This is a genomic window from Mesorhizobium sp. WSM4844 (assembly GCF_055811775.1).
Map to the genome: position 1 here is coordinate 39,970 of NZ_JBVVQB010000038.1, position 24,615 is coordinate 64,584.

The 24,615-nt window shown below is 60.9% G+C and carries 21 protein-coding genes and 1 tRNA gene; 8 read left to right on the forward strand and 14 right to left on the reverse strand.

The annotated features are described in order from the left end of the window. Positions 1 to 65: 65 nt before the first annotated feature. The 5 genes from thrS to AC0L2A_RS24910 all read right to left on the reverse strand — a co-directional run bounded on the left by thrS (position 66) and on the right by AC0L2A_RS24910 (position 5,415). Entirely contained in the window at positions 66 to 2,042 is a 1,977-nt protein-coding gene (gene thrS / locus AC0L2A_RS24890; protein WP_473611070.1) for a threonine--tRNA ligase, read from the reverse strand. A 165-nt stretch (positions 2,043 to 2,207) separates the two neighbouring features. Further along, a complete protein-coding gene (blaOXA, locus tag AC0L2A_RS24895; protein WP_473611071.1) occupies positions 2,208 to 3,047 on the reverse strand; it encodes a class D beta-lactamase in 840 nt (279 codons plus the stop codon). Between the two features lie 105 nt (positions 3,048 to 3,152). Beyond that, a complete protein-coding gene (locus tag AC0L2A_RS24900; protein WP_473611072.1) occupies positions 3,153 to 4,532 on the reverse strand; it encodes a tetratricopeptide repeat protein in 1,380 nt (459 codons plus the stop codon). A 66-nt stretch (positions 4,533 to 4,598) separates the two neighbouring features. Next, positions 4,599 to 4,961, reverse strand: a complete 363-nt coding sequence (yidD, locus tag AC0L2A_RS24905) for a membrane protein insertion efficiency factor YidD (protein WP_473611073.1) — start codon at positions 4,959 to 4,961, stop codon at positions 4,599 to 4,601. Between the two features lie 7 nt (positions 4,962 to 4,968). Further along, positions 4,969 to 5,415, reverse strand: a complete 447-nt coding sequence (locus AC0L2A_RS24910; RefSeq protein WP_023801044.1) for an iron-sulfur cluster assembly scaffold protein — start codon at positions 5,413 to 5,415, stop codon at positions 4,969 to 4,971. A 240-nt stretch (positions 5,416 to 5,655) separates the two neighbouring features. Here AC0L2A_RS24910 and folE point away from each other — a divergent pair, with 240 nt between their 5' ends. The 3 genes from folE (at position 5,656) to AC0L2A_RS24925 (ending at position 7,953) form a co-directional block, all read left to right on the forward strand. After that, positions 5,656 to 6,291 (forward strand): GTP cyclohydrolase I FolE, encoded by a 636-nt coding sequence (folE, locus tag AC0L2A_RS24915; RefSeq protein ID WP_023801043.1) that lies wholly within the window; start codon positions 5,656 to 5,658, stop codon positions 6,289 to 6,291. Positions 6,292 to 6,429: 138 nt separating this feature from the next. Beyond that, complete coding sequence (hisI, locus tag AC0L2A_RS24920) at positions 6,430 to 6,900, forward strand: phosphoribosyl-AMP cyclohydrolase (RefSeq protein ID WP_023801042.1); 471 nt, start codon at positions 6,430 to 6,432, stop codon at positions 6,898 to 6,900. Between the two features lie 84 nt (positions 6,901 to 6,984). Further along, positions 6,985 to 7,953 (forward strand): patatin family protein, encoded by a 969-nt coding sequence (locus AC0L2A_RS24925; protein WP_473611074.1) that lies wholly within the window; start codon positions 6,985 to 6,987, stop codon positions 7,951 to 7,953. Between the two features lie 34 nt (positions 7,954 to 7,987). Here AC0L2A_RS24925 and recJ read toward each other — a convergent pair whose 3' ends face one another. The 5 genes from recJ to AC0L2A_RS24950 all read right to left on the reverse strand — a co-directional run bounded on the left by recJ (position 7,988) and on the right by AC0L2A_RS24950 (position 13,935). Continuing rightward, a complete protein-coding gene (gene recJ, locus AC0L2A_RS24930) occupies positions 7,988 to 9,772 on the reverse strand; it encodes a single-stranded-DNA-specific exonuclease RecJ (protein ID WP_473611075.1) in 1,785 nt (594 codons plus the stop codon). A gap of 61 nt (positions 9,773 to 9,833) precedes the next feature. Next, positions 9,834 to 10,817, reverse strand: a complete 984-nt coding sequence (glpX, locus tag AC0L2A_RS24935) for a class II fructose-bisphosphatase (protein ID WP_473611076.1) — start codon at positions 10,815 to 10,817, stop codon at positions 9,834 to 9,836. 142 nt (positions 10,818 to 10,959) lie between these two features. Next, a complete protein-coding gene (locus tag AC0L2A_RS24940) occupies positions 10,960 to 12,273 on the reverse strand; it encodes a homoserine dehydrogenase (protein WP_473611078.1) in 1,314 nt (437 codons plus the stop codon). 47 nt (positions 12,274 to 12,320) lie between these two features. Continuing rightward, positions 12,321 to 13,538 carry an LL-diaminopimelate aminotransferase gene (locus AC0L2A_RS24945; RefSeq protein WP_473611079.1) on the reverse strand — a complete coding sequence of 406 codons (1,218 nt, stop codon included), beginning with the start codon at positions 13,536 to 13,538 and terminating at the stop codon, positions 12,321 to 12,323. 79 nt (positions 13,539 to 13,617) lie between these two features. Beyond that, positions 13,618 to 13,935 (reverse strand): hypothetical protein, encoded by a 318-nt coding sequence (locus AC0L2A_RS24950; RefSeq protein ID WP_306454973.1) that lies wholly within the window; start codon positions 13,933 to 13,935, stop codon positions 13,618 to 13,620. Positions 13,936 to 14,107: 172 nt separating this feature from the next. Here AC0L2A_RS24950 and phaC point away from each other — a divergent pair, with 172 nt between their 5' ends. From phaC to AC0L2A_RS24965, 3 genes are all read left to right on the forward strand, one after another. Next, a complete protein-coding gene (gene phaC, locus AC0L2A_RS24955; protein ID WP_473611080.1) occupies positions 14,108 to 15,943 on the forward strand; it encodes a class I poly(R)-hydroxyalkanoic acid synthase in 1,836 nt (611 codons plus the stop codon). A 213-nt stretch (positions 15,944 to 16,156) separates the two neighbouring features. Beyond that, complete coding sequence (locus tag AC0L2A_RS24960; RefSeq protein WP_473611081.1) at positions 16,157 to 17,398, forward strand: YcbK family protein; 1,242 nt, start codon at positions 16,157 to 16,159, stop codon at positions 17,396 to 17,398. Positions 17,399 to 17,587: 189 nt separating this feature from the next. Continuing rightward, positions 17,588 to 17,662: transfer RNA gene (locus tag AC0L2A_RS24965), tRNA-Glu, on the forward strand. Between the two features lie 85 nt (positions 17,663 to 17,747). Here the strand turns inward: AC0L2A_RS24965 and AC0L2A_RS24970 are convergent. Beyond that, positions 17,748 to 18,680, reverse strand: coding sequence for an alpha/beta hydrolase family protein (locus tag AC0L2A_RS24970; protein WP_473611082.1), 933 nt, complete (start codon positions 18,678 to 18,680; stop codon positions 17,748 to 17,750). A gap of 137 nt (positions 18,681 to 18,817) precedes the next feature. On the opposite strand from AC0L2A_RS24970, the gene AC0L2A_RS24975 reads away from it, so the two are divergent. Further along, entirely contained in the window at positions 18,818 to 19,882 is a 1,065-nt protein-coding gene (locus AC0L2A_RS24975) for a DUF2332 domain-containing protein (protein WP_473611083.1), read from the forward strand. A gap of 59 nt (positions 19,883 to 19,941) precedes the next feature. Here AC0L2A_RS24975 and AC0L2A_RS24980 read toward each other — a convergent pair whose 3' ends face one another. From AC0L2A_RS24980 to AC0L2A_RS24990, 3 genes are all read right to left on the reverse strand, one after another. Further along, complete coding sequence (locus AC0L2A_RS24980; RefSeq protein ID WP_473611084.1) at positions 19,942 to 21,654, reverse strand: GNAT family N-acetyltransferase; 1,713 nt, start codon at positions 21,652 to 21,654, stop codon at positions 19,942 to 19,944. 51 nt (positions 21,655 to 21,705) lie between these two features. Continuing rightward, positions 21,706 to 22,710 carry a D-alanine--D-alanine ligase family protein gene (locus AC0L2A_RS24985; protein ID WP_236374490.1) on the reverse strand — a complete coding sequence of 335 codons (1,005 nt, stop codon included), beginning with the start codon at positions 22,708 to 22,710 and terminating at the stop codon, positions 21,706 to 21,708. A gap of 194 nt (positions 22,711 to 22,904) precedes the next feature. Continuing rightward, positions 22,905 to 24,095 (reverse strand): glycoside hydrolase family 88 protein, encoded by a 1,191-nt coding sequence (locus AC0L2A_RS24990; RefSeq protein WP_473611085.1) that lies wholly within the window; start codon positions 24,093 to 24,095, stop codon positions 22,905 to 22,907. A 300-nt stretch (positions 24,096 to 24,395) separates the two neighbouring features. Here AC0L2A_RS24990 and AC0L2A_RS24995 point away from each other — a divergent pair. Next, positions 24,396 to 24,615 (forward strand): hypothetical protein (locus tag AC0L2A_RS24995; protein ID WP_473611086.1); only part of this gene is annotated, 220 nt, incomplete at its 3' end.

Below are 24,615 nucleotides of genomic sequence, written 5' to 3' on the forward strand. Positions count from 1 at the left end.
TTGGCGGGTATCTGAAAATGGCGGTGGATCGCTCCACCGCCATTTCGTCGACAATCCGGCTGAACTCAGGCCACTCGTTTGCGCCTGCGGTCGGGCGTCACCGCCTCTTCGGCAAGCATTGCCACTGCCTGGCCAAGGCCAAGCGACTCCTGGTCGCGCGAGCCGAGCCGACGGATGTTGACCGTCTCTTCCTCCGCCTCGCGCTTGCCGCAGACGAGGATGACCGGAACCTTGGCCAGGCTGTGCTCGCGGACCTTGTAGTTGATCTTCTCGTTGCGAAGATCGGCTTCCGCCAACAGTCCGGCCGCCTTCAGCTGCGCGACGACCTTTTGCGCGTAGTCGTCGGCATCGGAGGTGATCGTTGCAACCACCACTTGCAGCGGCGCGAACCACAGCGGGAAATGGCCGGAATAGTTCTCGATCAGGATGCCGAGGAAGCGCTCCATCGAGCCGCAGATGGCGCGATGCACCATCACCGGCTGCTTTTTTTCCGAATCCGAGCCGATGTAGAAGGCGCCGAACCGTTCCGGCAGGTTGAAATCGACCTGCGTGGTCCCGCATTGCCAATCGCGGCCGATGGCGTCCTTCAGCACATATTCGAATTTTGGCCCGTAGAACGTGCCCTCGCCCGGATTGACGCCGGTCTTGATCCGGTTGCCCGACCGCGCTGCGATCTTGTCGAGCACGTCCTGCAGCACGCCCTCGGCATGATCCCACATAGCGTCGGTGCCGACCCGTTTTTCGGGACGCGTCGCCAGCTTGACGGTGATTTCGTCGAAGCCGAAATCGGCATAGGTCGACAGGATCAGGTCGTTGATCTTGATGCACTCGTCGGCGAGCTGTTCCTCGGTGCAGAAGATGTGGGCATCGTCCTGGGTAAAGCCGCGCACGCGCATCAGCCCATGCAGCGCGCCGGACGGCTCATAGCGATGCACATTGCCGAATTCCGCAAGTTTTACCGGCAGATCGCGGTAGGACTTCAGACCGTGCTTGAAGATCTGGACGTGGCCGGGGCAGTTCATCGGCTTCAGTGCAAACATCCGGTCGTCGTCGGTGTCGTCGCCGGCAACCGTCACCTTGAACATATTGTCCCGGTACCAGCCCCAGTGACCTGACGTCTCCCACAGACTCTTGTCGAGCACTTGCGGCGCGTTGACTTCCTGATAGCCCTGCTCGTCGAGGCGGCGGCGCATGTAGTTGACCAGGTTCTGGAACAGTCTCCAGCCCTTGGCATGCCAAAAGACGACGCCCGGCCCCTCCTCCTGGAAATGGAACAGGTCCATCTCGCGGCCGAGCTTCCTGTGGTCGCGCTTTTCGGCTTCCTCCAGCATGGTCTGATAGGCATCGAGCTGCGCCTGATCGGCCCAGGCCGTGCCGTAGATGCGGGTCAGCATCGGGTTGTTCGAATCGCCGCGCCAATAGGCGCCAGCCACCTTCATCAGCTTGAAGGCGCTGCCGATCTGTCCGGTCGAGACCATATGCGGGCCGCGGCAGAGGTCGAACCAATCGCCCTGCGCATAGATTTTTAGGTCCTGATCTTCGGGAATGGCGTCGATCAGTTCCAGCTTGTAGCGCTCGCCCTTGTCGGCGAAGATCTTCTTCGCCTTCTCGCGCGACCAGACCTCTTTGGTGAACGGCTTGTTACGCGCGATGATCTCGCGCATCTTCTTCTCGATCACCGGGAAATCGTCGGGCGTGAACGGCTCGTTGCGGGCAAAATCATAGTAGAACCCGTTCTCGATCACCGGGCCGATGGTCACCTGCGTGCCCGGCCACAATTCCTGCACGGCTTCGGCCAGCACGTGCGCTGCGTCATGTCGGATGAGTTCCAGTGCGCGCGGGTCTTCGCGGGTGATGATCTCGACCTTGCCGGACTTGCCGAGCGGGTCGGAAAGATCGCGCACCACGCCATCGATCGAGTAGGCGACCGCCTTCCTGGCCAGCGACTTCGAGATCGATTCCGCCAGGCCGGCGCCGGTCATCGCCGCTTCGTAGTCGTGGACGGAGCCATCGGGAAATGTCACGGAAACGGAATTCAGCATAAAATTCTCCTATCCAGTCCCGCAAACGAGCGCGGGTGGTGAATGCATGTCGCCCAAAAGTGTGCAGCGGTTTTTGGCCGACGACATGCATAAAGTAAAAAGCCGGATGCGTCCGGCGGCAGTCTTTTATGGGCAGATTTTCGTGCCGTAAAGGCGAATGGCCGATCACTTGCTGTTGTTGATGAGATTCGGCAGCACTTTCAGGAACATCGTCCGCGCCTGAGGCCCCTTCGGCGTATCGGAACGTTTCGTATCGATTACCAGGCGGGCAAAGACGATGCTGCGCGTATCCTTGTTGGCCCAGCCGACAAACCAGCCAAGCGAGCGCCAGCCAAGCGGGCCCTTGTCGGCGCTTTCGCCAAGCCTGGTGGTCCCGGTCTTGCCCTGCACCGTCCAGCCACCTGACCGGAAGGTCGGCAAGATCGCTTTGGTCATCGCGTGGGCTTTGGCCGAAACCGGCAGTTCGCCGGCAAGCAGCCGGCGCAGGAAGTTTGCCTGTTCGACCGGCGATATCTCGAGGGAGGAATTCACCCAGGACCGGGTGAGGCCATCATTCTTGCCGGCAGTGCCGGCAACATCGGTATTGCCGTAGTCGAATTTCGAGACATAGCCGGCAAACCGCTCGTTGCCGAGCCGGCGGGTGATTTCCTGCGAAAACCACAGCACCGAGTCTTTTTCCCAGATCGTCGGGTCGACGGTTTTCTGATCCCGCTTTGCCGCCTTGAACTCGGGCTTGTAGTCCCAGGCCGGCGTGTGCTCGTCGCTCAGGACTCCCGCGTCATAGCCGATCAGGGCCAAGGGGACCTTGAAAGTCGAGGCGGGACTGAAGCGCTGGTCGCAGACCCCGTCCCGATACAGCGTTTCACCGCTTGCAGCATCCAGGATCAGCGTGCATTCGACCTTTCCCAGCGGCGCCGATTGTGCGCGGATCGGAAAACCAAAAAGCCAGGCCAGAAGGTAGATAACCACTGCGAAAACGAATGGACGGCGGTCTATCTGGCGCATTGGCAATCTCTCCTGATGGCTATCAGGAGCGGCTTAGCGAGGCGTCTTGTCTCGATTTTGTCTTAAATGCGCAACGTGCGGTTAAGGTTTGCAAATCGTAAATAGTCATTGCAATTGACGTAATTTCTCTAGCGCCTTGGGTGCCGGTGCATAGCCCATCTTAGCGGCCTTTCGCAGCCAGGACTCACCCTCGCTAACATTTCTGGCCACGCCCAGGCCATATGCATACGCAAGTCCTAAATTGTGAATTCCGCTCATTTGATTTTGCGCAGCGGCTTTACGAAACCAGACAACAGATTCAGTATAGTCTTGCTTTACGCCGCGGCCATCTCGAAGCATTTCTCCGAGCCCGTTCTGTGCAGGTGCGAAACCTTGTTCGGCCGCTTGTCGATACAGCCTCGCAGCCTCTTCGTCATTCTTTAGCAGCCCGCGGCCCCTCTGATACATAGAAGCCAAACTTGTTATGGCTGGCGCATTTCCCTGTTCAGCCGCCTTGCGGTACCAGATAGCAGCTTGGTGGTAGTCTTCCCGCAGACCGTAACCGAAGTCATAGGCTGCACCTAAATAGCTTTGTGCGTTGGCATAACCTTGGTCGGCGGCTTTACGAAACCAGGCTACCGACTCTACATCATTTTTAGGAATGCCCCTACCAACCAAGAGCATTGCGCCTAACCGAGTTTGTGCATCCGCGAGTCCCTGATCCGCGGCCCTACGGTACCAAATGGCTGCCTGCGAAGGATCTTTGGCCACTCCCAGCCCTCGTTCAAGCATTTCGCCCAGTGCCACCTCAGCGTTCGCAAAGCCTTGATCGGCAGCTTTGCGATACAGTTCAACTGCCTTTCCATGATCCTGCGGCACACCCTGACCATTGTAAAAAAGGATAGCCAAATTAGTTTGAGCAGGAGCGAACCCTTGGTCGGCGGCTTTGCGATACAACTCTGCCGCCTTTCCATAATCCTGCGGTACACCCTGACCATTGTAAAAAAGGATAGCCAAACCGGTTTGAGCAGGAGCGAACCCTTGGTCGGCGGCCTTGCGATACAACTCTGTCGCCTTTCCATAATCCTGCGGCACACCCTGACCACTACGAAAAGCGTTCGCCAAATTAGTTTGAGCAGGAGCGAAACCTTGGTCGGCGGCCTTGCGGTATAGTTCTATTGCCTTGGCAACATCCTTAGAAACTCCGTCACCTTGCACGTAAAGAACAGCCAGGTTATTTTGCGCCCGAGCGAACCTCTGAGCAGCCGATTTGCTGTACCATTCGGCGGCTTTTTTCAGGTCTTTCTTTATTGCGCCTTGGCCGAAGTGATACATTCGACCGATGTGAAATTCAGCCTCAGGGTCTCCCTTGTCGGCACGCGGCTGAAACAGCTCCAATGCTGTGGCAAAATCACCTTTTTCGTAGGCGTCACGTGCATCGTCGGCCCAGGCTGAAATAGACAAGGACAGCACCAAGCAAGCAGCTGACAAAGATCTCTTCAGCATTAATTTCCCCAACCACCACCATCTTCGCCCGGTGAACGGTAACACCGCTGAATTGATACGGGAAGCTCAGCCGTTTGCGGCCGGATCCTTTTTCCCGATCCGCCAGTACCGCCAGGGCGTGAACCAGACATAGCGCTCGGCCAGCACCTCCGGCACCCGGTCGATGCCATGCGTTCCGCCCGGCCCGCAGCGCAGCACGCGGAAAAAACCCAGCCAGCCGCCGGCCCATAGCCCATGGCGGGCGATCGCTTCGTGCGCGTATTCGGAACAGGTCGGCAAATGCCGGCAGGAATTGCCCACAAAGCCGGACAGCGTCAGCTGGTAGAAGCGCACGAGTGAGGTGCCGAGGATTCGGCCGGGGGTCTTGCGCCAAGGGCCCGGCCAGTTGCGTGTATATCGCGGCCTCTGATGCGTGTGATCCGTCGCCATTTGACGGCTACGCCGCCTGTTCGGCGCGCTTCTTCTCGATCTGGCCGATCGCGTCGACCACCGCATCGAAGGTCAGCATGGTCGAGGCATGGCGCGCCTTGTAGTCACGCACCGGCTCGAGATATCTGAGATCGGCGAAGCGGCCTTGCGGCGGTGCGCCGTTTTCCTTCAGCATCTTCAGCATCGTCTCGCGAACGCTGCGCAACTCATCCGCGCTGGCGCCGACGACATGCTGCGCCATGATCGAGGACGACGCCTGGCCAAGCGCGCAGGCTTTGACGTCATGGGCGAAATCGGTGACGATGCCGTCATCCATCTTCAAATCGACGGTCACCGTCGAGCCGCACAGCTTGGAATGCGCGCGCGCGGTTGCATCGGGATGGTCGAGCCGGCCGATCCGCGCGATATTCCCGGCAAATCCCAGAATTTTCGCATTGTAGACGTCGTCGATCATATTTTTCCAATCCGTCGCCGCCGAGCGAACAGCGATTGCCGCAGACGGCCTTCCTTTCGCTCGCAACGATCATATATAATGCTGGTACTCGGGTATGGACAAGGCGACCAACGACCGCGTCCCTGCTCAATTCACTTCACGCCGCTTACGGGCTGGAAACAGGGCACGTTTCTAACACCCGAAAGGTCGTGGTCCGTTCAACTCGTTCCTCCTGAGAGGGGAACTACGGGAGACGCCTTTATGGATGCCGTCATCAAGAAATTCATGCCCCCTTCCGCCTATATGGAAAAGCCGGTCACCGATCGGCCGACCGAAGCCGAAGCCGAGGCCGCGGTTCGCACGCTGTTGCGCTGGACCGGCGACAATCCGGACCGGGAGGGCCTGGTCGATACGCCAAAGCGTGTGGTGAAGGCCTATCGTGAAATGTTCGGCGGCTACGACAAGTGCCCGGCCGAAGAACTCGGCCGCACCTTCGAGGAAGTCGCCGGCTATGACGACCTTGTCCTCGTCAAGGATATAACGTTCCATTCGCATTGCGAGCACCACATGGTGCCGATCATCGGCAAGGCGCATGTCGGCTATCTGCCGGACGGCAAGGTCGTCGGCCTGTCCAAGATCGCCCGCGTCGTCGATATCTTTGCCCAGCGCCTGCAGACCCAGGAAGCGATGACCGCACAGATCGCCGGCGTCATCCAGGATGTGCTCAATCCGCGCGGCGTCGCCGTCATGCTCGAAGCCGAGCATATGTGCATGGCGATGCGCGGCATCCGCAAGGAAGGCTCCACGACGCTGACCTCGACCTTCACCGGCGTCTTCAAGGACACGCCCGAGGAACAGGTCCGTTTCGTCACCATGGTGCGCGGCGGCAGGGGCTGAACGAGCCTCGCCGGCCGCCAGCCATGGTCGCGAGAAATGAGAACCGGTTCTCGGATCAGATCATGGCCAAACAACAAGACAGAGCCTCGCCCGTTCCGATCCGATCGTGCTCGGCGAGGCTCTGAACAAGGACCGGCGATGTCGGCAGTGGAATTTCCGAAAGCTCCATCAGACAAGAAAGCACTGGAAGAAAGCACGGTCTTTTCGCCGCGCTTCGATGCCGGCGGCCTGGTCACCGTCGTCGTCACCGATGCCGAAGACGGCATGCTGCTGATGGTCGCGCATATGAACGCCGAGGCGCTGGCGCTGACGCTGGAAACCGGAATTGCCCACTACTGGTCGCGCTCGCGCAGCGCTCTGTGGAAGAAGGGCGAAACGTCCGGGAATGTCCAGAAAATCGTCGAGATGCTCACGGATTGTGACCAGGACGCAATATGGCTGCGCGTCAAAGTGATGGGCCACGACGCAACCTGCCACACCGGCCGGCGTTCCTGCTTTTATCGGACGGTGGGACTGATCGACGGCAAGGGGACGCTTGCCAACGATGGCAGCAAGCCGCTGTTCGATACGCAAGAAACGTATCGAAAGCCTCATGAACCATCTATTTGAACCATTCGCCGAACTGCAATCACGTATATTCATGATTTCGATACGGCCTGCCGATAATTTAGCCGCGGGACAAGGGAGATTGTGATGCTCGAATGGGCGTCATTGCATAACAGACCAGACGTTCGGGAGGCCAATGGCCTGTCATCGTCCGCCGGTGCATCCGAAAAGAGCCCCGCCGGGAAAACAGGCATTTCGCTGGCATTGGGCGGCGGCTGCGCGCGTGGCTGGGCCCATATCGGCGTGCTGCGCGCGCTCGACGAAGCCGGCATCGAAGTGTCGATGATCGCAGGCACCTCGATCGGCGCGCTGGTCGGCGGCTGCTACCTTGCCGGCAAGCTGGATGAGCTGGAAGAATTCGCCAGAAGCCTGACCAAGCGGCGCATTTTTGGTCTTCTCGATCTCAACCTGCGCGGCAGCGGACTGTTCGGCGGCATGAAGCTCGATGCACGGCTGCGCGAGCACATGGCCGGCATCCGTTTCGAGGATCTGCCAAAACCTTTCGTCTGCGTCACCACGGAGATCCGCACCGGCCATGAAATCTGGCTGTCGGGCGGATCGCTGATCACCGCCATGCGCGCCTCCTACGCCCTGCCCGGCGTATTCGAACCGGTCAGTTGCAACGGGCGCGTGCTGGTCGACGGTGCGCTGGTCAATCCGGTCCCGGTTTCGGTCTGCCGCGCCTACGAGCAGCCGCTCGTGGTCGCGGTGAACCTTCACTACGATCTGTTCGGCCGCGCCGCCGTCATCAAGCACAGCGCCGGCGAACTGGTCGTCGAGAAGGACGCGCCAAGGCCCGGCCTGATCGACACAGGGCACCAGTACCAGACACGGCTCGGCATCACCGGGGTTATGGTCGAAGCCTTCAACATCATCCAGGACCGCATTTCGCGGGCGCGTCTTGCCGGCGACCCGCCTGATATGTCGCTGCAGCCAAAACTCAGCCATATCGGCCTGACCGAATTCCATCGCGCCGACGAAGCGATCCGCGTCGGCTATCAGGTGACGATGGCGCAGATCGACGAGTTGGCCCGCCTGCAGGCGGTTCTGGCTTAAACGCAATCCGCGCGGCAGAATCGGGAAGCGATCCTCAGGCGCGCGCGGCATCGACGATGCGGAACTGCACCGAGCGGTTGCCGTTCCAGTGATTGCCCGACAGCGAACCGGCGACATGCACCGGCCTGCCCCTGTTCTTGAACAGGAATTCGCCGAGCGCCGTGTCGATGGCGCGAAACGCGATCGCTTGGATGCGGCCGCCACTTTCCGACTGCAACTCGGCACGGATGTGATTGGTGCCGACCGGCCTCGCATCGGCAAGGCGATGGCGCGGCAGCGCGAAGACCGGTGCGACATGCCCGGCGCCGAACGGGCCGGCTTTCTCCAGTGCATCGAGCAGGCCAAGCGTCGCGCCTTCGGCGGCCAGCGCGCCGTCGATCGCCAGGCTTTCCTCGCCTTGCAGCCGGAACACCTCGGCCGCCGCTCGTTCCTCGAAGAAGGCCCTGAGCGCGCCAAGTTTCGCCCGCTCCACCGTGATGCCGGCCGCCATGCCATGGCCGCCGCCCTTGACGATCAGCCCGGCAATGGCCGCCTCGCGCACCAGCCGGCCAAGATCGAAGCCCGACACCGAACGGCCGGACCCGGTGCCGACGCCGTTGGCGTTGAAGGCGATGGCGAAAGCGGGCCGGCGCGCATGGTCCTTGAGCCGCGAGGCCAGCAGGCCGACGATGCCGGGATGCCAGTTGGAGCTGGCGGTGACGACGATGGCCGGGCCATTGCCGCCGGCAAGCTCGGCATCGGCCTCGGCGCGTGCCGCGGCCAGCATTTCCAGTTCCATCTGCTGCCGCTCCTGATTGAGCCGGTCCAGCGTCTCGGCGATGGTGCGGGCCTCGACGGGATCGTCGGTGGCGAGCAGGCGGCTACCGAGTGCTGCGTCGCCGATGCGCCCACCGGCATTGATGCGCGGGCCGATCAGATAGGCCAGATGAAAGGTGCTGACCGGCTCGCCGATGCGCGAGACCCGCGCCAATGCCGCCAAGCCTTCGTTCCGCTGCTGACGTGCGATCTGCAGTCCCTTGACCACGAAGGCGCGGTTGACGCCGGTCAGCGGCACCACGTCGCAAACGGTGGCCAGCGCAACGAGGTCGAGCAAGCCGAGCAGGTCCGGCGGTGCGGCGTCCGGCAACCGGCCGCGCAGGATCTTCGCCGTCTGCACCAGCGCCAGGAAGACGACGCCGGCGGCACAAAGATGGCCCTGCCCCGAAAGGTCGTCCTCTCGATTGGGATTGACGACCGCAACCGCTGCCGGCAACGGCCCGCCGAGCTGATGATGGTCGAGCACCACGACATCGGCGCCGGCAGCGTTCGCCGCGTCGATGGAGACGGCGCTGTTGGTGCCGCAGTCGACGGTGACGATCAGCGTCGCGCCGCGCGAGACGAGTTCGCGCATCGCTTCCGGATTGGGGCCGTACCCTTCGAAGATACGGTCCGGTATGTAGATCTCCGCAGGCACCGAGAAATGCGTGAGGAACCGCTTGAGCAGCGCCGACGAGGCGGCGCCGTCGACATCGTAGTCGCCGAAGATCGCCACCTTTTCCCTGGCAACGACTGCCCCGGCGATGCGGGCGGCGGCCTTGTCCATGTCGGTCAGCGACGCCGGGTCCGGCAAAAGATCGCGGATGGTCGGATCCAGGAACCGCTCGGTCTGCTCGGCGGTCACGCCGCGCCCGGCAAGCACGCGCGCAACGATGTCCGGCACGCCATAGCCTTGCGCTATGGCAAGCGCGGTCATGTCCTGCCGCTCGGTCAACCGGTGCTCCCAGGAAACACCTGATGCCGACTGCCTGACATCGAGGAAGATACGGTTTTCGCCCGTCATGCGACGCGCCGTCTGCGGATTGTCATTTCTCACAATATGCGACGGCCAGCCGAGTCGGGAATCAAAACTTTTCCAGATCCTGGTGCCTGGCCTTGATCTCGCGCACGGTGCGCGACGACGAGCGCAGCACGATCGTATGCGTGGTGATAAAATTGCGGCCGAACTTGACGCCGGCCAGCATGTTGCCGTCGGTCACGCCGGTTGCCGCGAACAGCACGTCGCCGCGCGCCATGTCTTGCGCGCGGTAGACCCGCTTCGGATCGAGGATGCCCATCTTCGCCGCGCGCGCCAGCTTTTGCGGCGTGTCGAGGATCAGCCTTCCCTGCATCTGGCCGCCGGTGCAACGCAACGCTGCCGCCGCCAGCACACCCTCCGGCGCGCCGCCGGTGCCGAGATAGATGTCGATGCCGGTTTCGTCCGGATCGGTGGTATGGATGACGGCGGCGACGTCACCATCGCCGATCAGCCGGATCGCAGCGCCCGTGGCGCGCACCGCCTCGATCAGCGCGCCATGGCGCGGCCGGTCGAGGATGCAGGCGGTGATCTCCGACACCGCCACGCCCTTGGCCCTGGCCAGGCTGGCGATGTTTTCGGCCGGCGCGGCATCGATGTCGATGACGCCGTCCGCATAACCCGGGCCAATGGCGATCTTGTCCATATAGACGTCGGGCGCGAACAGAAGGCTGCCCTTTTCCGCAATGGCGATGACCGCCAGTGCATTGGGCAGGTTCTTGGCGCAGATCGTCGTGCCTTCGAGCGGATCGAGCGCAATATCGACCGCCGGGCCTTTGCCGGAACCGACCTCTTCGCCGATATAGAGCATCGGCGCCTCGTCGCGCTCGCCTTCGCCGATCACCACCGTGCCGTTGATGGCGAGGCGGTTGAGCTCTTCGCGCATCGCGTCGACCGCGACCTGGTCGGCGGCCTTTTCGTCGCCGCGTCCGCGCAATCTGGCTGCCGCAACGGCGGCGCGTTCGGTGACACGCACCAGTTCCATGGTGAGTATCCGGTCAAGGCCGGCGACGATGTTCTGGGCAACGTTCATCGGTGGACAATCCTCGTTGGCACATTGCCTCCCGCCAGAGGCGCGCCGGTTGTGTCAAAGCTCCATGACAACAGCAAGACCTCTGCGGGTCTTTTTTGAAAACACAACGATATCAATCGATTGAAGGAGAAAAGCGATATGCCTATTCCGCCCGCTCGATGCGGATGACCTGCGGCTTGTCGGTCAGATGATCGTCCCTGGTGATGCCGTCGACGGCCTTGCGGACCGCCGCTTCCGTCGTCTCGTGGGTGACGAGAATCACTGTCTTCTGCAAGGCGGTATCCGGCCCGGCGGCGTGCTGCACGATCGATTCCAGCGAAATCTCGTTGTCGGCCATGCGCTTGGCGATGGCGGCAAAGACCCCGATGCGGTCATGCACGGTCAGCCGGATGAAATAGCCGCCCGCATGGCTGCGCATCTGCGCCTTCTTGTACGGCCGCAATTCCTTCGCCGGCAGGCCGAACACCGGACCGTGCTGGAAGCCGGGCCGGCTCTTGGCGATGTCGGCAATGTCGCCGACCACCGCCGATGCGGTGGCGTTGCCGCCGGCACCCGGACCGGAGAGCAAAAGCTCGCCAAGGATATCGGTTTCGATGGCCACCGCATTGGTGACGCCGTGCACCTGCGCGATGACCGAGGCCGTCGGCACCATGGTCGGGTGCACGCGCTGTTCGATACCGCTTTCCGTGCGCTGGGCGACGCCGAGCAGCTTTATCCGGTAGCCGAGATCGCCGGCCGCGCGGATGTCGGCCTGGCTGATGTTGGAAATGCCTTCCATGTAGATGTCGTTGGCGGCAATCCTCGTGCCGAAGGCAAGGCTGGTCAGGATCGACAGCTTGTGCGCGGTATCGTGGCCCTCGATGTCGAAGGTCGGGTCGGCCTCGGCATAGCCCAGCCGCTGCGCATCTTTCAGGCAGTCGTCGAACGACAGGCCCTCGGCTTCCATGCGGGTCAGGATGTAGTTGCAGGTGCCGTTGAGGATGCCGAAGACGCGGGTCACCGAATTGCCGGCCATCGCCTCGCGCATCGTCTTGATGACCGGAATGCCGCCCGCCACCGCCGCCTCGTAATTGAGCAGTACGCCCTTCTTCTCGGCGGTCTCGGCCAGCGCCACGCCATGTTTGGCGAGCAGCGCCTTGTTGGCGGTGACGACGTGGCGGCCGGCTTCAAGCGCCGCTTTCACGGATGAATGCGACGGCCCTTCGTCGCCGCCGATCAGTTCGACGAAGACATCGATCTCGGCGGTCTGCGCCATTCCTACCGGATCGTCGAACCACTTGGCCGCGCCGAGATCGACGCCGCGGTCGCGGTTGCGATCGCGGGCCGAAACGGCCGACACGACGACCTCGCGGCCGCATTGCCGAGTCAGTTCCGCCGCCTTGTCGCGCAGCACGCGCGCCACCGAAGCGCCGACAGTGCCGAGACCGGCGATTCCAACACGCAACGCTTCAGCCATGTCCGGCGACGCCCCTCAAGAATTTGGTCGATGTGATCTGTGGCAACTCAACGATGCGCGGCGAGCGGCACCACATTGTTGGGCTGTTTGGCGCTGGACGCCAGGAAGCGCTTGATGTTGCGCGCCGCCTGCCGGATCCGGTGCTCATTCTCGACCAGCGCGATGCGCACATGATCGTCGCCATGCTCGCCGAAGCCGACGCCCGGCGCCACCGCCACGTCGGCGTGCTCGATCAGAAGCTTGGAGAATTCGAGCGAGCCGAGATGCTTGAACGGCTCCGGGATCGGCGCCCAGGCGAACATCGACGCCGCCGGCGCCGCAACGACCCAGCCGGCGCGGCTGAAGGCGTCGACCATGACGTCGCGGCGCTTGTGGTAGATGTCGCGCACTTCCGCGATATCGGCGCCGTCGCCGTTGAGCGCATACGCGGCCGCCACCTGGATCGGCGTGAAGGCGCCGTAGTCGAGATAGGATTTCACCCGCGTCAGCGCCGAGATCAGCCGCTCGTTGCCGACGGCAAAACCCATGCGCCAGCCGGGCATGGAAAAGGTCTTCGACATCGAGGTGAACTCGACCGCCACGTCGATCGCGCCCGGCACCTGCAGCACCGAGGGCGGCGGATTGCCGTCGAAATAGATTTCCGAATAGGCAAGGTCAGACAGGATGATGATGTCGTTCTTCTTGGCGAAGGCCACCACCTCCTTGTAGAAATCGAGCGAGGCGACCTGCGCCGTCGGATTCGACGGATAATTGAGGATCAACGCCAGCGGCTTCGGGATCGAATGGCGGATGCCGCGCTCCAGCGCCGGAATGAAGCCGTCGTCCGGTTCCACCTGCAACGAGCGGATGACGCCGCCAGACATGATGAAGCCGAAAGCGTGGATCGGATAGGTCGGATTTGGGCACAGGATCACGTCGCCGGGCGCGGTGATCGCCTGCGCCATATTGGCGAAGCCCTCCTTCGAGCCCAGCGTCGCCACCACTTGAGTGTCCGGGTCGAGTTTCACGCCGAAACGGCGGGCATAGTAATTGGCCTGGGCGCGGCGCAGGCCCGGAATGCCGCGCGACGATGAATAGCGGTGCGTGCGCGGGTCGCGCACGACCTCGCACAATTTGTCGACGATGGCCTTGGGCGTCGGCAGGTCCGGATTGCCCATGCCAAGGTCGATGATGTCGGCGCCGCGCGATCGGGCACTGGCCTTCAGCCGGTTGACCTGCTCGAAGACGTAGGGCGGAAGCCGGCGGACCTTGTGAAATTCTTCCATGTCGTTTCCAGTGGTGGGTTCAATTCCAGACGGTCAAAGTGGTTTTGGCAAAGGTGGTTGTCGGTCGCGCGATATAATCCTATTTGCAGGTAGGGTCGAGGGCGGGATCGCATTTGGCTTCGATCTGCTTCAGCGCATCGGCGCCGTGCTGCTTCGCCAATGTGTTCAGCGCCGCCGGGTTCGCGACCTTGACCGCGCCGCCCTTTGAGCCCTGCGCCTGTGCCTCCGCCTTCAACTGGGCGAGCTTGGCGTTCTTTTCCGCCTCGGTGAATTGCTCCGCCGCCGCCTGCGGCGGGATATTCAGGTTCGGATAGGTGCCGGTGTTCTTCGGCCCGTCGGTAGCCGCGACAGGCGTGGCGCCCTCGATGTTGGTGCTCGAACAGCCGGCGATCGCCAAAAAGACGACCGCCGCGCCTGTGCGGCAAAAACGACCAGTGCCAGAAAAAACAGTCTTGCCAGTATCAGTCGTCATATTGTTTCCCGGGCAGCCAAGATAGAGCGCGTTGGACCCTGTTGGATGTGCCATGATACTATGTCAAGAAAACGCTTCGGGAGGAACCCCGCGAACCATGTCCAAAACACCCGATTCGGGCAAAGCGGAAGATGACCGGCCTTCGACCGTCGAGCAATATCTGGTCAAGGATCCGGAGCGCTTCGCCTTGAACATGGCGCGCATGATCGAGCAGGCCGGCAAGGCGGCTTCCGCATGGGCCGAGCCGCGCGAGAAAGGCGACGTGCGCGATCATGTCGCCGAGCCGGTCGTCGATATGGTGAAAACCTTCTCCAAGCTCAGCGAATACTGGCTTTCCGATCCGCAGCGCGCGCTGGAGGCGCAAACGCGGCTGTTCTCCGGCTACATGACCGTCTGGGCCAACTCCATCCAGCGCCTCAGCGACGGCGGCGAAGACGCCGAAGGCGCGTTCAAGCCCGAGCCCGGCGACAAGCGTTTCCAGGACCCGGAATGGGGCCGCAACGCTTTCTTCGATTTCCTCAAGCAGGCCTATCTCGTCACCTCGCGCTGGGCGAACGAGCTGGTCGAACACGCCGATGGCCTGGACGAGCACACCCGCCACAAGGCCGGTTTCTACGTCAAGCAGGTGTCCAACGCCATTTCGCCGTCGAATTTCATCCTGACCAACCCGGAACTGTTTCGCGAGACCATCGCCTCGAATGGCGAAAACCTGGTGCGCGGCATGAAGATGCTGGCCGAGGACATCGCCGCCGGCAAGGGCGACCTGAAACTGAGGCAGGCCGACTATTCGTCCTTCGAGATCGGCAAGAACCTGGCCACGACACCCGGCAAGGTGGTGGGCCGCAGCGACGTCGCCGAGATCCTGCAATATGATCCGGCGACCGAGACCGTGCTCAAGCGGCCGCTGCTGATCTGTCCGCCATGGATCAACAAATTCTACATTCTCGATCTCAACCCGCAAAAATCCTTCATCCGCTGGGCGGTCGAGCAGGGCCACACCGTCTTCGTCATCTCCTGGATCAACCCGGACGAGCGGCACGGCACCAAGAGCTGGGAGGCCTATATCAGAGAGGGCTTGCAATACGGCCTGGACACGATCGAAAAGGCCACCGGCGAACAGGACGTCAACGCCGTCGGCTATTGCGTCGGGGGCACGCTTCTGGCGGCCGCCCTGGCGCTTTTGGCGCAGGAAGGCGACCACCGCATCAAATCGGCCACCTTCTTCACCACGCAGGTCGATTTCACCCATGCCGGCGACCTGAAAGTGTTCGTCGACGAGGAGCAGGTCGCGGCCGTCGAAAAGGCGATGAACGAGAAAGGCTATCTCGACGGCACCAAGATGGCGACCGCCTTCAACATGCTGCGCTCGGGCGACCTGATCTGGCCCTATGTCGTCAACAACTACATGCGCGGCAAGGATCCCCTGCCCTTCGACCTGCTCTACTGGAACGCCGATTCGACCCGCATGGCCGCAGCCAACCATTCCTTCTACCTGCGCAATTGCTATCTCGAGAACAGACTTTCGCAAGGCGAGATGGAACTGGCGGGCCACGTCGTCTCGCTGAAGGATGTCACCATCCCGGTCTACAACCTCGCCTCCAAGGAAGACCATATCGCGCCGGCGCTTTCGGTGTTCCTCGGTTCGAAATATTTCGGCGGCGAGGTCGACTACGTCCTCGCCGGCTCCGGCCACATCGCCGGCGTCGTCAATCCGCCGGCGGCGCAGAAATATCACTTCTGGACCGGCGGCAAGCCAACCGGCGACTTCAACGAGTGGCTCGCCAAGGCCACCAACCATCCCGGCTCCTGGTGGTCGCACTGGCAACGCTGGGTCGAAGCCAAGGACGACACCCGCGTGCCGGCCCGCAAACCCGGCAAGCACATGAAAACCCTGGGCGATGCGCCAGGCACCTATGTCAAGGTGCGTGTGTAACCTTCTGTAATGTGTGGTGAGTTGACGCGCCGGTAAAAGAGGGCGAAATGGGTTCGTCAACCCTTAAGCACTCCCGATTCTTCTCTAGCCGTCGAAATACTCTGGGGCTTGCGGATTTGACACAGGTCTCGTTTCCGTTCGGGGACAAGGGTTTATTGCGGCAAGACGTTTCGGTGCCGCCAATGAAGTACCGACCGGACATCGAGGGGGAATTTGGTTTTGAAATCAGCAGGATCGCGCCTCGCGAAGGGAGAAAGCCGCGCCATTGCGGCCGCGCTTTTCTCCGTGCTCCTGGCGTCCTGCACCTCGGCCGGCGACCCGTCCCTGTCCGTCGGCATGCCTGGCTACAATGCCTCGGCACCGGACACGGCCTCCGGCAGCCAACAGGTCACCACGGATTCGTCGTCGCAGATGACGACTTCACAAATGACGATGACCGCCAAGGGCGACGCAACGCTTCCCGAGCAGGTCGCTCATGTGCCAGCGGCCAAGCCCGGGGCGCAGGCCCTCCAGGGAGGCGCCAAATCGGATGCCGGCTTCCCCGTCCCGGCTAAAGCGGGCGCAGAGACGGCTGCAGGCCAGACGCCGCAGCCACAGGCGGCGCAGACGGTTGAACAGGCCGACGCTGCTGCGCAGAAGACCGAAACCGCCGATGCCGGCACGGCCGCGCCGAACTCCGCCGCGCCGGCGATGAACAACCCGGTCTATGTGACCGCCGCAGAGCCGCAGGCCTATGCGCCGAAGAAAAAGGGGTTCCTCGCCTCTTTGTTCAGCACGCCTGCCTCGGCAGCACCGGCCCCGCAGGCCAGCAACAGGTCGGGCGAGCAACCGCCGGCGGCGCAGCCCAAGGCCGCACAGCCCAAGGCGGCGGCAAAACCGGCCATCACCCTGGCCTCGGCCAAATCGGCTGAAAAGCCGGTGCAACTGGCTTCCCTCGGCGATACCAGCCGTTTCACCGATGACGCGCTGCCTGGCGTTCGCAAGACCGCACTTTTCGAGATCAAGCGCAAATCCGGCCTCGACGACGACAGCGACGTCGATCTGAACGAGGATGAAGGCGGCGCCTATCAGGTGGCATACGCTCCCGGACTTGCCCGGCTGGCGCCCAACGGTCTTTTGAAGCAGACCGAGAATGTCGACGTTGCCTGCCTGAAACCTTCGCTGGTCCGTGTGCTGAAGACGATCGAGGGCCACTACGGCAAGAAGATGATCGTCACCTCCGGCTATCGTGATCCGGCCCGCAACCGCCGCGCCAACGGCGCCAAGAATTCGCTGCACATGTATTGCGCTGCCGCCGACATCCAGGTTCCAGGCGTCTCGAAAGCGCAACTGGCAAGCTACATCCGCAGCATGCCAGGGCGCGGCGGCGTCGGCACCTACTGCCATACCGAATCCGTCCACATCGACGTCGGTCCCGAGCGCGACTGGAACTGGCGCTGCCGTCGGCGGCGGTAACGGCTGGTTCTCCTCTCGTCCATGCAACGCCCGCAGTGTGCCGTCTCAGGACGGCATACGGTGCCGCGTCGAACCGGGGGAAATCGCCGAAAATGCGCGGTTTTGCGGTCACCGAAAAAAGTTGTCGCAGGTAGCGGCAGACGGGTTGCCGGTTTGGTGCAACGCAACTATAAGCGCTCACATCTGAGCGCGCCCATCGTCTAGCGGTCAGGACACCGCCCTTTCACGGCGGTAACAGGGGTTCGATTCCCCTTGGGCGTACCAGATAAAGTCAAGCTGGCTGCTTCCCCATCCTGCCACGTCGAATCCAGGTCGAACAACTGTCAGTGAACGCTGGCGGACTTTCCCGCTATTTCCATTCAAACCTGTCGGTCGGCTCAAGGCTGGATTGAAACTTTTGGCGAAGGGCCGCCAGGGCCGCTGTTTTCCCATCCAGGTAGGCATCGAAGAACGACACTGCTGCGTCTTGTACAACGCGCGTGTAGCGGGTCTCCTCCTCGGGGCCGTGGGCGTGTGGTCCGTGCTTCAGGCCGGAAAACGCATTGTGGCCAGCACCGTCGAGAACGAGCAGATATTGATGAGGGATGGTCAGCGCTTCGTAAGGGAGGGTCCGCTGTATCGGATCGAATTCCTTGTTGCCGGGCACCGCATTGCCATCTTTCGTGCCGGTGATGTGAAAGAGCGGGATATCGATATCGCGGTAAAGGGCGGCCAAGTCGCCGCCCTGGATGGGTATGTTCGGGCTCATGACCAGGCCAGCGCGAATTCCTGGCTCCTTGAACGACCACTGCCCGCCCGGACCCATTCTCTGCCCTGCGGCAACCATCGTCGAGACGCCTCCATAAGAGTGTCCGGCCATGCCGATGCGTGTCAAATCCAGGCGGCCGGCGAGCCGCCCCTCGCCGTGCATGCGTGCAAGCTCGCGCAGGGCAAAGGGCACGTCCTGAAATCGCGCGCGCGCCGCATTGGCGTCCCACATGGCTTCACGAAGAATGCGGTAGACTTCCGCAAGAGAGTTTGCGTGTTGCCAGATCGAACTGTCCGTCCCGGTATGCTGCAGGTGCACCGCCACGTAACCGCTTTCCGCCAGGCGCCGCCCGAGGTAAGGCATCGCCTCGCGCGATCCGCCAATGCCATGCGACACAAGGATCACCGGGTAAGCGCCAGAGAGGGGAGCCGGGGCATAAAGCCGGTATGGCACCGAACGGCTGCGCGATTCGTCGCGAAAGGCGCCATCAATGGTAGTATATCCCGAAGGTGAATCGTCCACGGTTTCGTTCATCCGCCAGTCTCACAAGAGTGTATGCTCGAGAGCCTCTCTTGTTCGGCCGGTTCCTTGACCCGCTGGGCCGAAAGCATTAAGGCAATTACAGGTGGAAGCCACATCCAAGACAATCTATTACCCGCTAGGTCCGTGCTATGGTGGTGTTTGAAACAAGCGCTCACTATTACCGCTTCTTTGCCAACGAGTCTCGTCGTGGCGGCTCTCCCCTCTATGAAAAGCTGTCGCTTGGGATTGCGGACAACGTCGCGCTCCAGCGCCTGGCGGCAGGGCGCAGGAAGGGTCAACCGGCGGCGAACCTTGTCTTCGGCGCGGTACAGTATCTCCTGCTCGGCGGCGTCGACCATCCGCTCAAGGATTATTATCCGAGTCTGGGCGGAACGCGGCCGGCCGACGATCGCGCATTCGAACTTTTCGCCGCTTTTTGCGGTGCCCACGAAGCCGAACTCGTCGACATCATCTCGAAGCGCGCCACCAACACCAACGAGGCTGGCCGCAGCGCGCTGCTGCTGCCCGCATTCGATCTGGTTGCGCGCGAAGCCGCCGCTCCGCTTGGCCTCGTCGAGATCGGATCCAGCGCCGGCCTGAACCTGAACTTCGACAGCTATGGATATCGGTATACGGACGGGACAGGCGCTCCGAAGCTGGAGCGGTGGACCGATGCGGATTTCGTCCTTTCCTGCATCCTTGAAGGGCCTGGCGTGCCGGTATTGGGGATGTTCCCGCCCCCCGTTTCATCGAGGATCGGCCTCGAACTTTATCCGACCGATGTTCGGGATGAAAATGAACGCCGGTGGCTCAAGGCGCTTGTCTGGCCCGAGCGCATCGACCGGCTTACAAAACTGGATGGCGCCTTGAAGGTCGCCGCCGCGCATCCGCCCCGGATCAGAGGCGGCGACGCCGTGCTGAACCTGGCCTCTGCGCTGGCGGAGATTCCGCCTTATCAAGCCCGCTGCGTGTATCACACGATCATGGGCTATCAGCTTTCCGGCGATCAACACCGACGCATAAACGATATCCTGTTGGAGGCGAGCAAGACGGCGCCGGTCTGGCGCGTCACCGTGGAAGGCGAGGTCGCACACCCCAACCCCACTGAGACGTTCAATCCTCTCAAGGTCAGCAGATACTTCAATGGCGAGCGCAGGGTAAAAACGCTCGCGGTCTGCGATCCGCATGGGCTATCGATGGAGTGGAAAGGTTAGCAGGTCGACGGTTTACCCGGCCATTCCTGTCCTTGACCAGATGCAAAACGCGGTGCGCTTTACTCTAAGGTGTCCACATCATCGGCGATGGACAAACGGTCGCGCGGCAGGGGCACACGCAACTCGTTGCGGTTGGACAAGGCCTTGGCAAAGTCCGGTTTGAGCGTCAGCGCCTCGTCAAAGCTGGCGAGTGCTTCATCAATGCGCCCCAACGCCCGCAGCGTCACCCCCCGATTGTTCATTGCCTGCACGAAATCGGGTTTCACCCCGATGGCTTTCTCGTAGCACGCGAGAGCCTCGTCATACCGTTTCAGGCCGCGCAAGGCATGCCCCCTGTTGTTGTACGCAGCTGCGGCTTTCGGATTGATCTCGGTGGCGCGAGCCAGGTAGGTGTCCGCTGCCTGATACCGACCGGCCTGAAGACATAGAACGCCCAACAGATAATGAGCGTCGTAATGCCGGGGATTTGCTGCCAGAACCTGCAGATAAATCCTCTGGGCATCCAAAAATTGCTTGCTCCGATGGCATTGCAAGGCACGCGCAAATTGCTCCTCAATACGCCTAGCCGCCACAAGCTCGTTCAGAAGCCGGCGCGCCTCCAGATTGCTCGGCTCAGTCTCGAGCACCTGCCTGCAACCGCGCTCCGCCAGATGGAACTTCCCCTCCTGACGCAGCTTTCGCACCGACGAAATCACTGAAGGAAGGCTTCTTCGATCCAGCCTGTTTCCGCGGCTGTTGGTGGAGTCGATCCGGACACCCTCTACAAGCCGCTCCTTCGATCCGAAACTGTACTTGTACGAAAAATCTCCAGTGCCAAGGTCGTAAGTCCTGAGGCCGTTTTGAATTGCCCAACGGATGCTGTAGGCGTGAAGCACCAAGCCCGGTGGCGGCTTCCGAATTGCGAGATTGCGGCTGACGAGGAAACAGACGAGTGAACGCTTCGACCTGTCGATAAACGTAATGTGTACTCCTAATGGAGTATCGCCTTTCCACAATACCGGCGCGAACAGCACACCCGCCTTGTGGCACTCAAGTAACATATGGCGGCAGTTGGCAATAACACCCTGAGCATAGACGCGGCTTTTGGCCTCCCACTGCGCAAGCCAAAGTTGATAGAAAACCTCCAGGTCGCTTTGGATTGTCTCAAAGTCTGCCAAACTTATCCGGTATTCTCCGCTATTTTCGACCTGACGAAGAAAATAGCGGACATCACGACGGGTTTTCGAGCCAAGGTTGCCATCCAGGAATTCGTCCCAATCGGCTGGCAAATCGACATACATATAGATGTCATGATTTATGTTTTCGCCTGTTCGGGTTGTATGGCGACGTCGTTCAATCTTTTCTTTCACAAAATCGCTGTCAGAAAAGCTTCCAAGCAGCATTTGACGGCGCCTGGCCGATATCGAAATGTCGTCGCAGTGTAACGTTGTCCAATTCAGCGCCTGCAGGCGACCGGCGAACAACGAAATGACTTGCTCTTCGAATTCGGGAACGCAGATGAAGCCCGTATAGGTGGCAAAATACGAGCCGGCCATCCTTATGCTGCTATAAAACCCCGTCTGCTCATCGAGCCCGGTGACGAGTTGCAAAGGGAAGAAGGCGACATACTCGTTCGACCCGGTAGACCGCGCGGCCAAAATCACCCAATTTGGGCGTCGCAGCCAATTCGACATCCATGGCCACGACAGGAAGAAGTTCGCCTCCGGATCGGAGTCATATATCCGGTCCCAATTCTCTCTCAGCGGCTCCAACGCTTCGAATTTGTCGACCATATCGATTTGCATGCGCTGACCATCACTGAAGTGCCTTATCGAGCGTTGCGGTTATCTTTGCCGCTTTCTCTGACGCCTGAGACTGTGCGTCAAAACATGTCCCACCAGTTCTTCATACTTGATCCCATGCAGGGCGGCCGAACGATAGACCGCCGAGGCCGGCGCCATATTGCAGGCGATGTTCACTTCGATGAAAACGGTCCGCCGCGTGTCGGGATCATAACGGAAGTCGAAGCGGGCATAGTCGAATGGCGACATCTCGGCCACCATTCGTGCGGTTGCCTCCGAAACCTCTTCAGCTCCCGGTCCGTCGTAAGGAGCGGACTTGTAGGAACTGTTGAGCCCTCGCTTTGCTTCATTGGTCAGAACATTGTCGCCAGGGCGGCCGCTCTCCTCGAAAACCGCCAATGAACCCGGGGGGAAGCCCTCGACGATTGGAACCGTCAGATTGAGGCCCGGCACAAACTCTTCTGCAATGAATTCACGGCCGCCGTGACGCGGATCCGAGATGGTTGTCAGCGCATCCCGCCAATCCGTTTCATTCTCGACCTTTACAATTGCGTCGGAAGCGATACCCCCTCGCGGCTTGACAATCCACGAACCAGGCAGGCTGAACTTGTCATTGCTGACCTCACCGGGCTGCATGATCCTGTGCTTGGCGACATCGAGCCCCAAGGAAGCAGCCAGTTGCTTGGCCAATACCTTGTCTTCCGAGACCGCCCGGCTTGACGCCGATGCGCCGAGACAGGGGACGCCACGATAGGCCGCGATTGCCGGCGCCAGGAGCTCGTGACCATCGAATATCGCATGCGAGTGAATGGCATAGAGGAAATCGAAGTCGAGAGGCCCGAACAGCACCTCGTGCTCGCTCGCCGGCGTGACCCTGAAACCCAGCCCGCGCAGCGTTTCGAGCATGATGGCATGGTAGACGACGTGGTAGCCGTACTTGGCCCTGCGCTCCGGGCTGGAGTCGAGGGCATGACGCGCCAAAAACAGCACATGGGTTTGCGCCAGCTCTTCCGGCGATGGGGTCAACAGGTATTCCAACGTCGGCATTTATGAGCCTGATGTGTTCAAAACGCTTTCCCATGCTTGCATCATGGGTTGAGCCGGTCAAGCAGAACCACGGGCAATATTTTGGGTGGCGTTGAAGGTCGAAATGGTACAGATCCAGACTGGGATGCTGGCCGCACTGCCCGGTGAAGAAACGCAGGAGCAGTTCGGGGCTCCCGGCTGTCCTTTGACGGGAGTCAAAGCCCCAGCTCGAATGTAGAAGCCTGCTTGCTTCCGAAAAAATTCCCCAAGGCCTGGATAGCGTCTATCGTATGCTGGGCATTGTCTATGCGAGCCCACCTATTTTTCTCTGCATTGGTCCTGATGGCTCCTCGGTACGCATAAAAAGGAAGAGAAGATTCATCCAGTTTTTCTCTATACTGCAAGGATGCGATGTTTTTCAACGAGAGCATAATAGCGTCAAGGTATCGCCCTGCCCTCACCTCATCCCCTGTCCGCTGCGCCATCTCGAATGCATAAGCCAGCCCCTCGGTATAAACTCCGTCCGAGGACGCGTGCGGAAGGCCATACTGAGGGGTTGCTGGATTGAAGAATCGTCCAATCCTGTACGACCGGTCCTGAAGTTCAAGCAATTTGTCGTTCAGAGTAAACACCGCCTCGGCGAATTTATCGGCTTTCGTCAACTCATATAGATGCCGATAAGCGATGGTGTGCCAAGGCACGTATGCCGGGTAATAATTATCTGCGATATTGCGGACATATTCATCTAAATAGAATTCTGCACTGCGCGACGCTTCGTCGAAATAACGGGTTAATCCAGTCCGGAAATAATATTCCAGCAAAGCTACCAGTGCTTCCCCTGAGTAAAATGTTAAGAGGTATTTTGCGTCGAAGGAATAATTCGGCTCCTTTAGCCAAGGGCGAAAAGACCCGTCTGCATTCTGGAGCGCAAGGATGCCCTCCGCGGCTGCCCTGGCCTTTGACTGGAACTGTCCAAAATGAGGGCTTGCCGCGAATGTGCGAAGCAGCATCGCATTCGCCCCGAGTTTTGACTTGCCATCATACTCAATATAACCAATGCCACGCTCTTCCCTATACCATGTATTCATGATGAACGATAAATTGCGGCGATGAACAGGGCGAAGCGAGAGATTTCCTACGCTCATTTCCGCCAACGTGCGCGATGACATAAGCTGTCTTAGTTCATTGTTTTTTTCGGATTTCTCGCCCGTATACGGATTGATACTGTACGTAAACAGGCCCTTTTTTCCAATATTGCGGATTATCCAGGCTTCCGCCAAGTCTCGGATGCTTGCCATCTCCTCCGGCAGGGACACGTCCGTCCGTCGTTCGGGAGACCGTTCGGCGCGATGAAAGCTCGTTTTCGGCATGAGGCGTTTGGAGGTTTGAACCCGGTGGGCGGACATGGTTTCGCCGAGATTGATCGAGTTTTGGGCTGCTCTTCAACCGTCGACTGTAATGGCAGGGTCTATGCGGTGGCAACGGCCTCGGCTGTAGGGCCGGGCTCCAAATGAGCGTAGAGAGCCGTGAAGATCCTGGTTTGTCGCTGCAATTGAAGGGCCGGTCTGCGACGAAGCCCGGCGCGGAGGAGTGAAGATAGCTTCGCGGCGGATAGTCAGCCTCGCGCCGGCCCTCCAGTTGAGTATCCCAAACGGAAGGTGAGCGCCTTTAGACGCTCACCTTCGCGATTATCGAGCGAACATCTGGTGGGGTCGTTAGCCGCCGCTGCCGCCGCCACCGCCGCTGCCGCCGCTACCGCCGCCGCCGCCGCCGCCATCGCCGCCGCTGCCGCCATCGCCGCCGCTGCCGCCGCCGCCGCCGCTGCCACCATCGCCGCCATCGCCGCCGCCGCCGCCGGCATCAATGCCTTCCTCGGACTTGGCGTAGCCACCCTTGGCGTCGCCCTTGTTGCCGAAGTAGCCATCA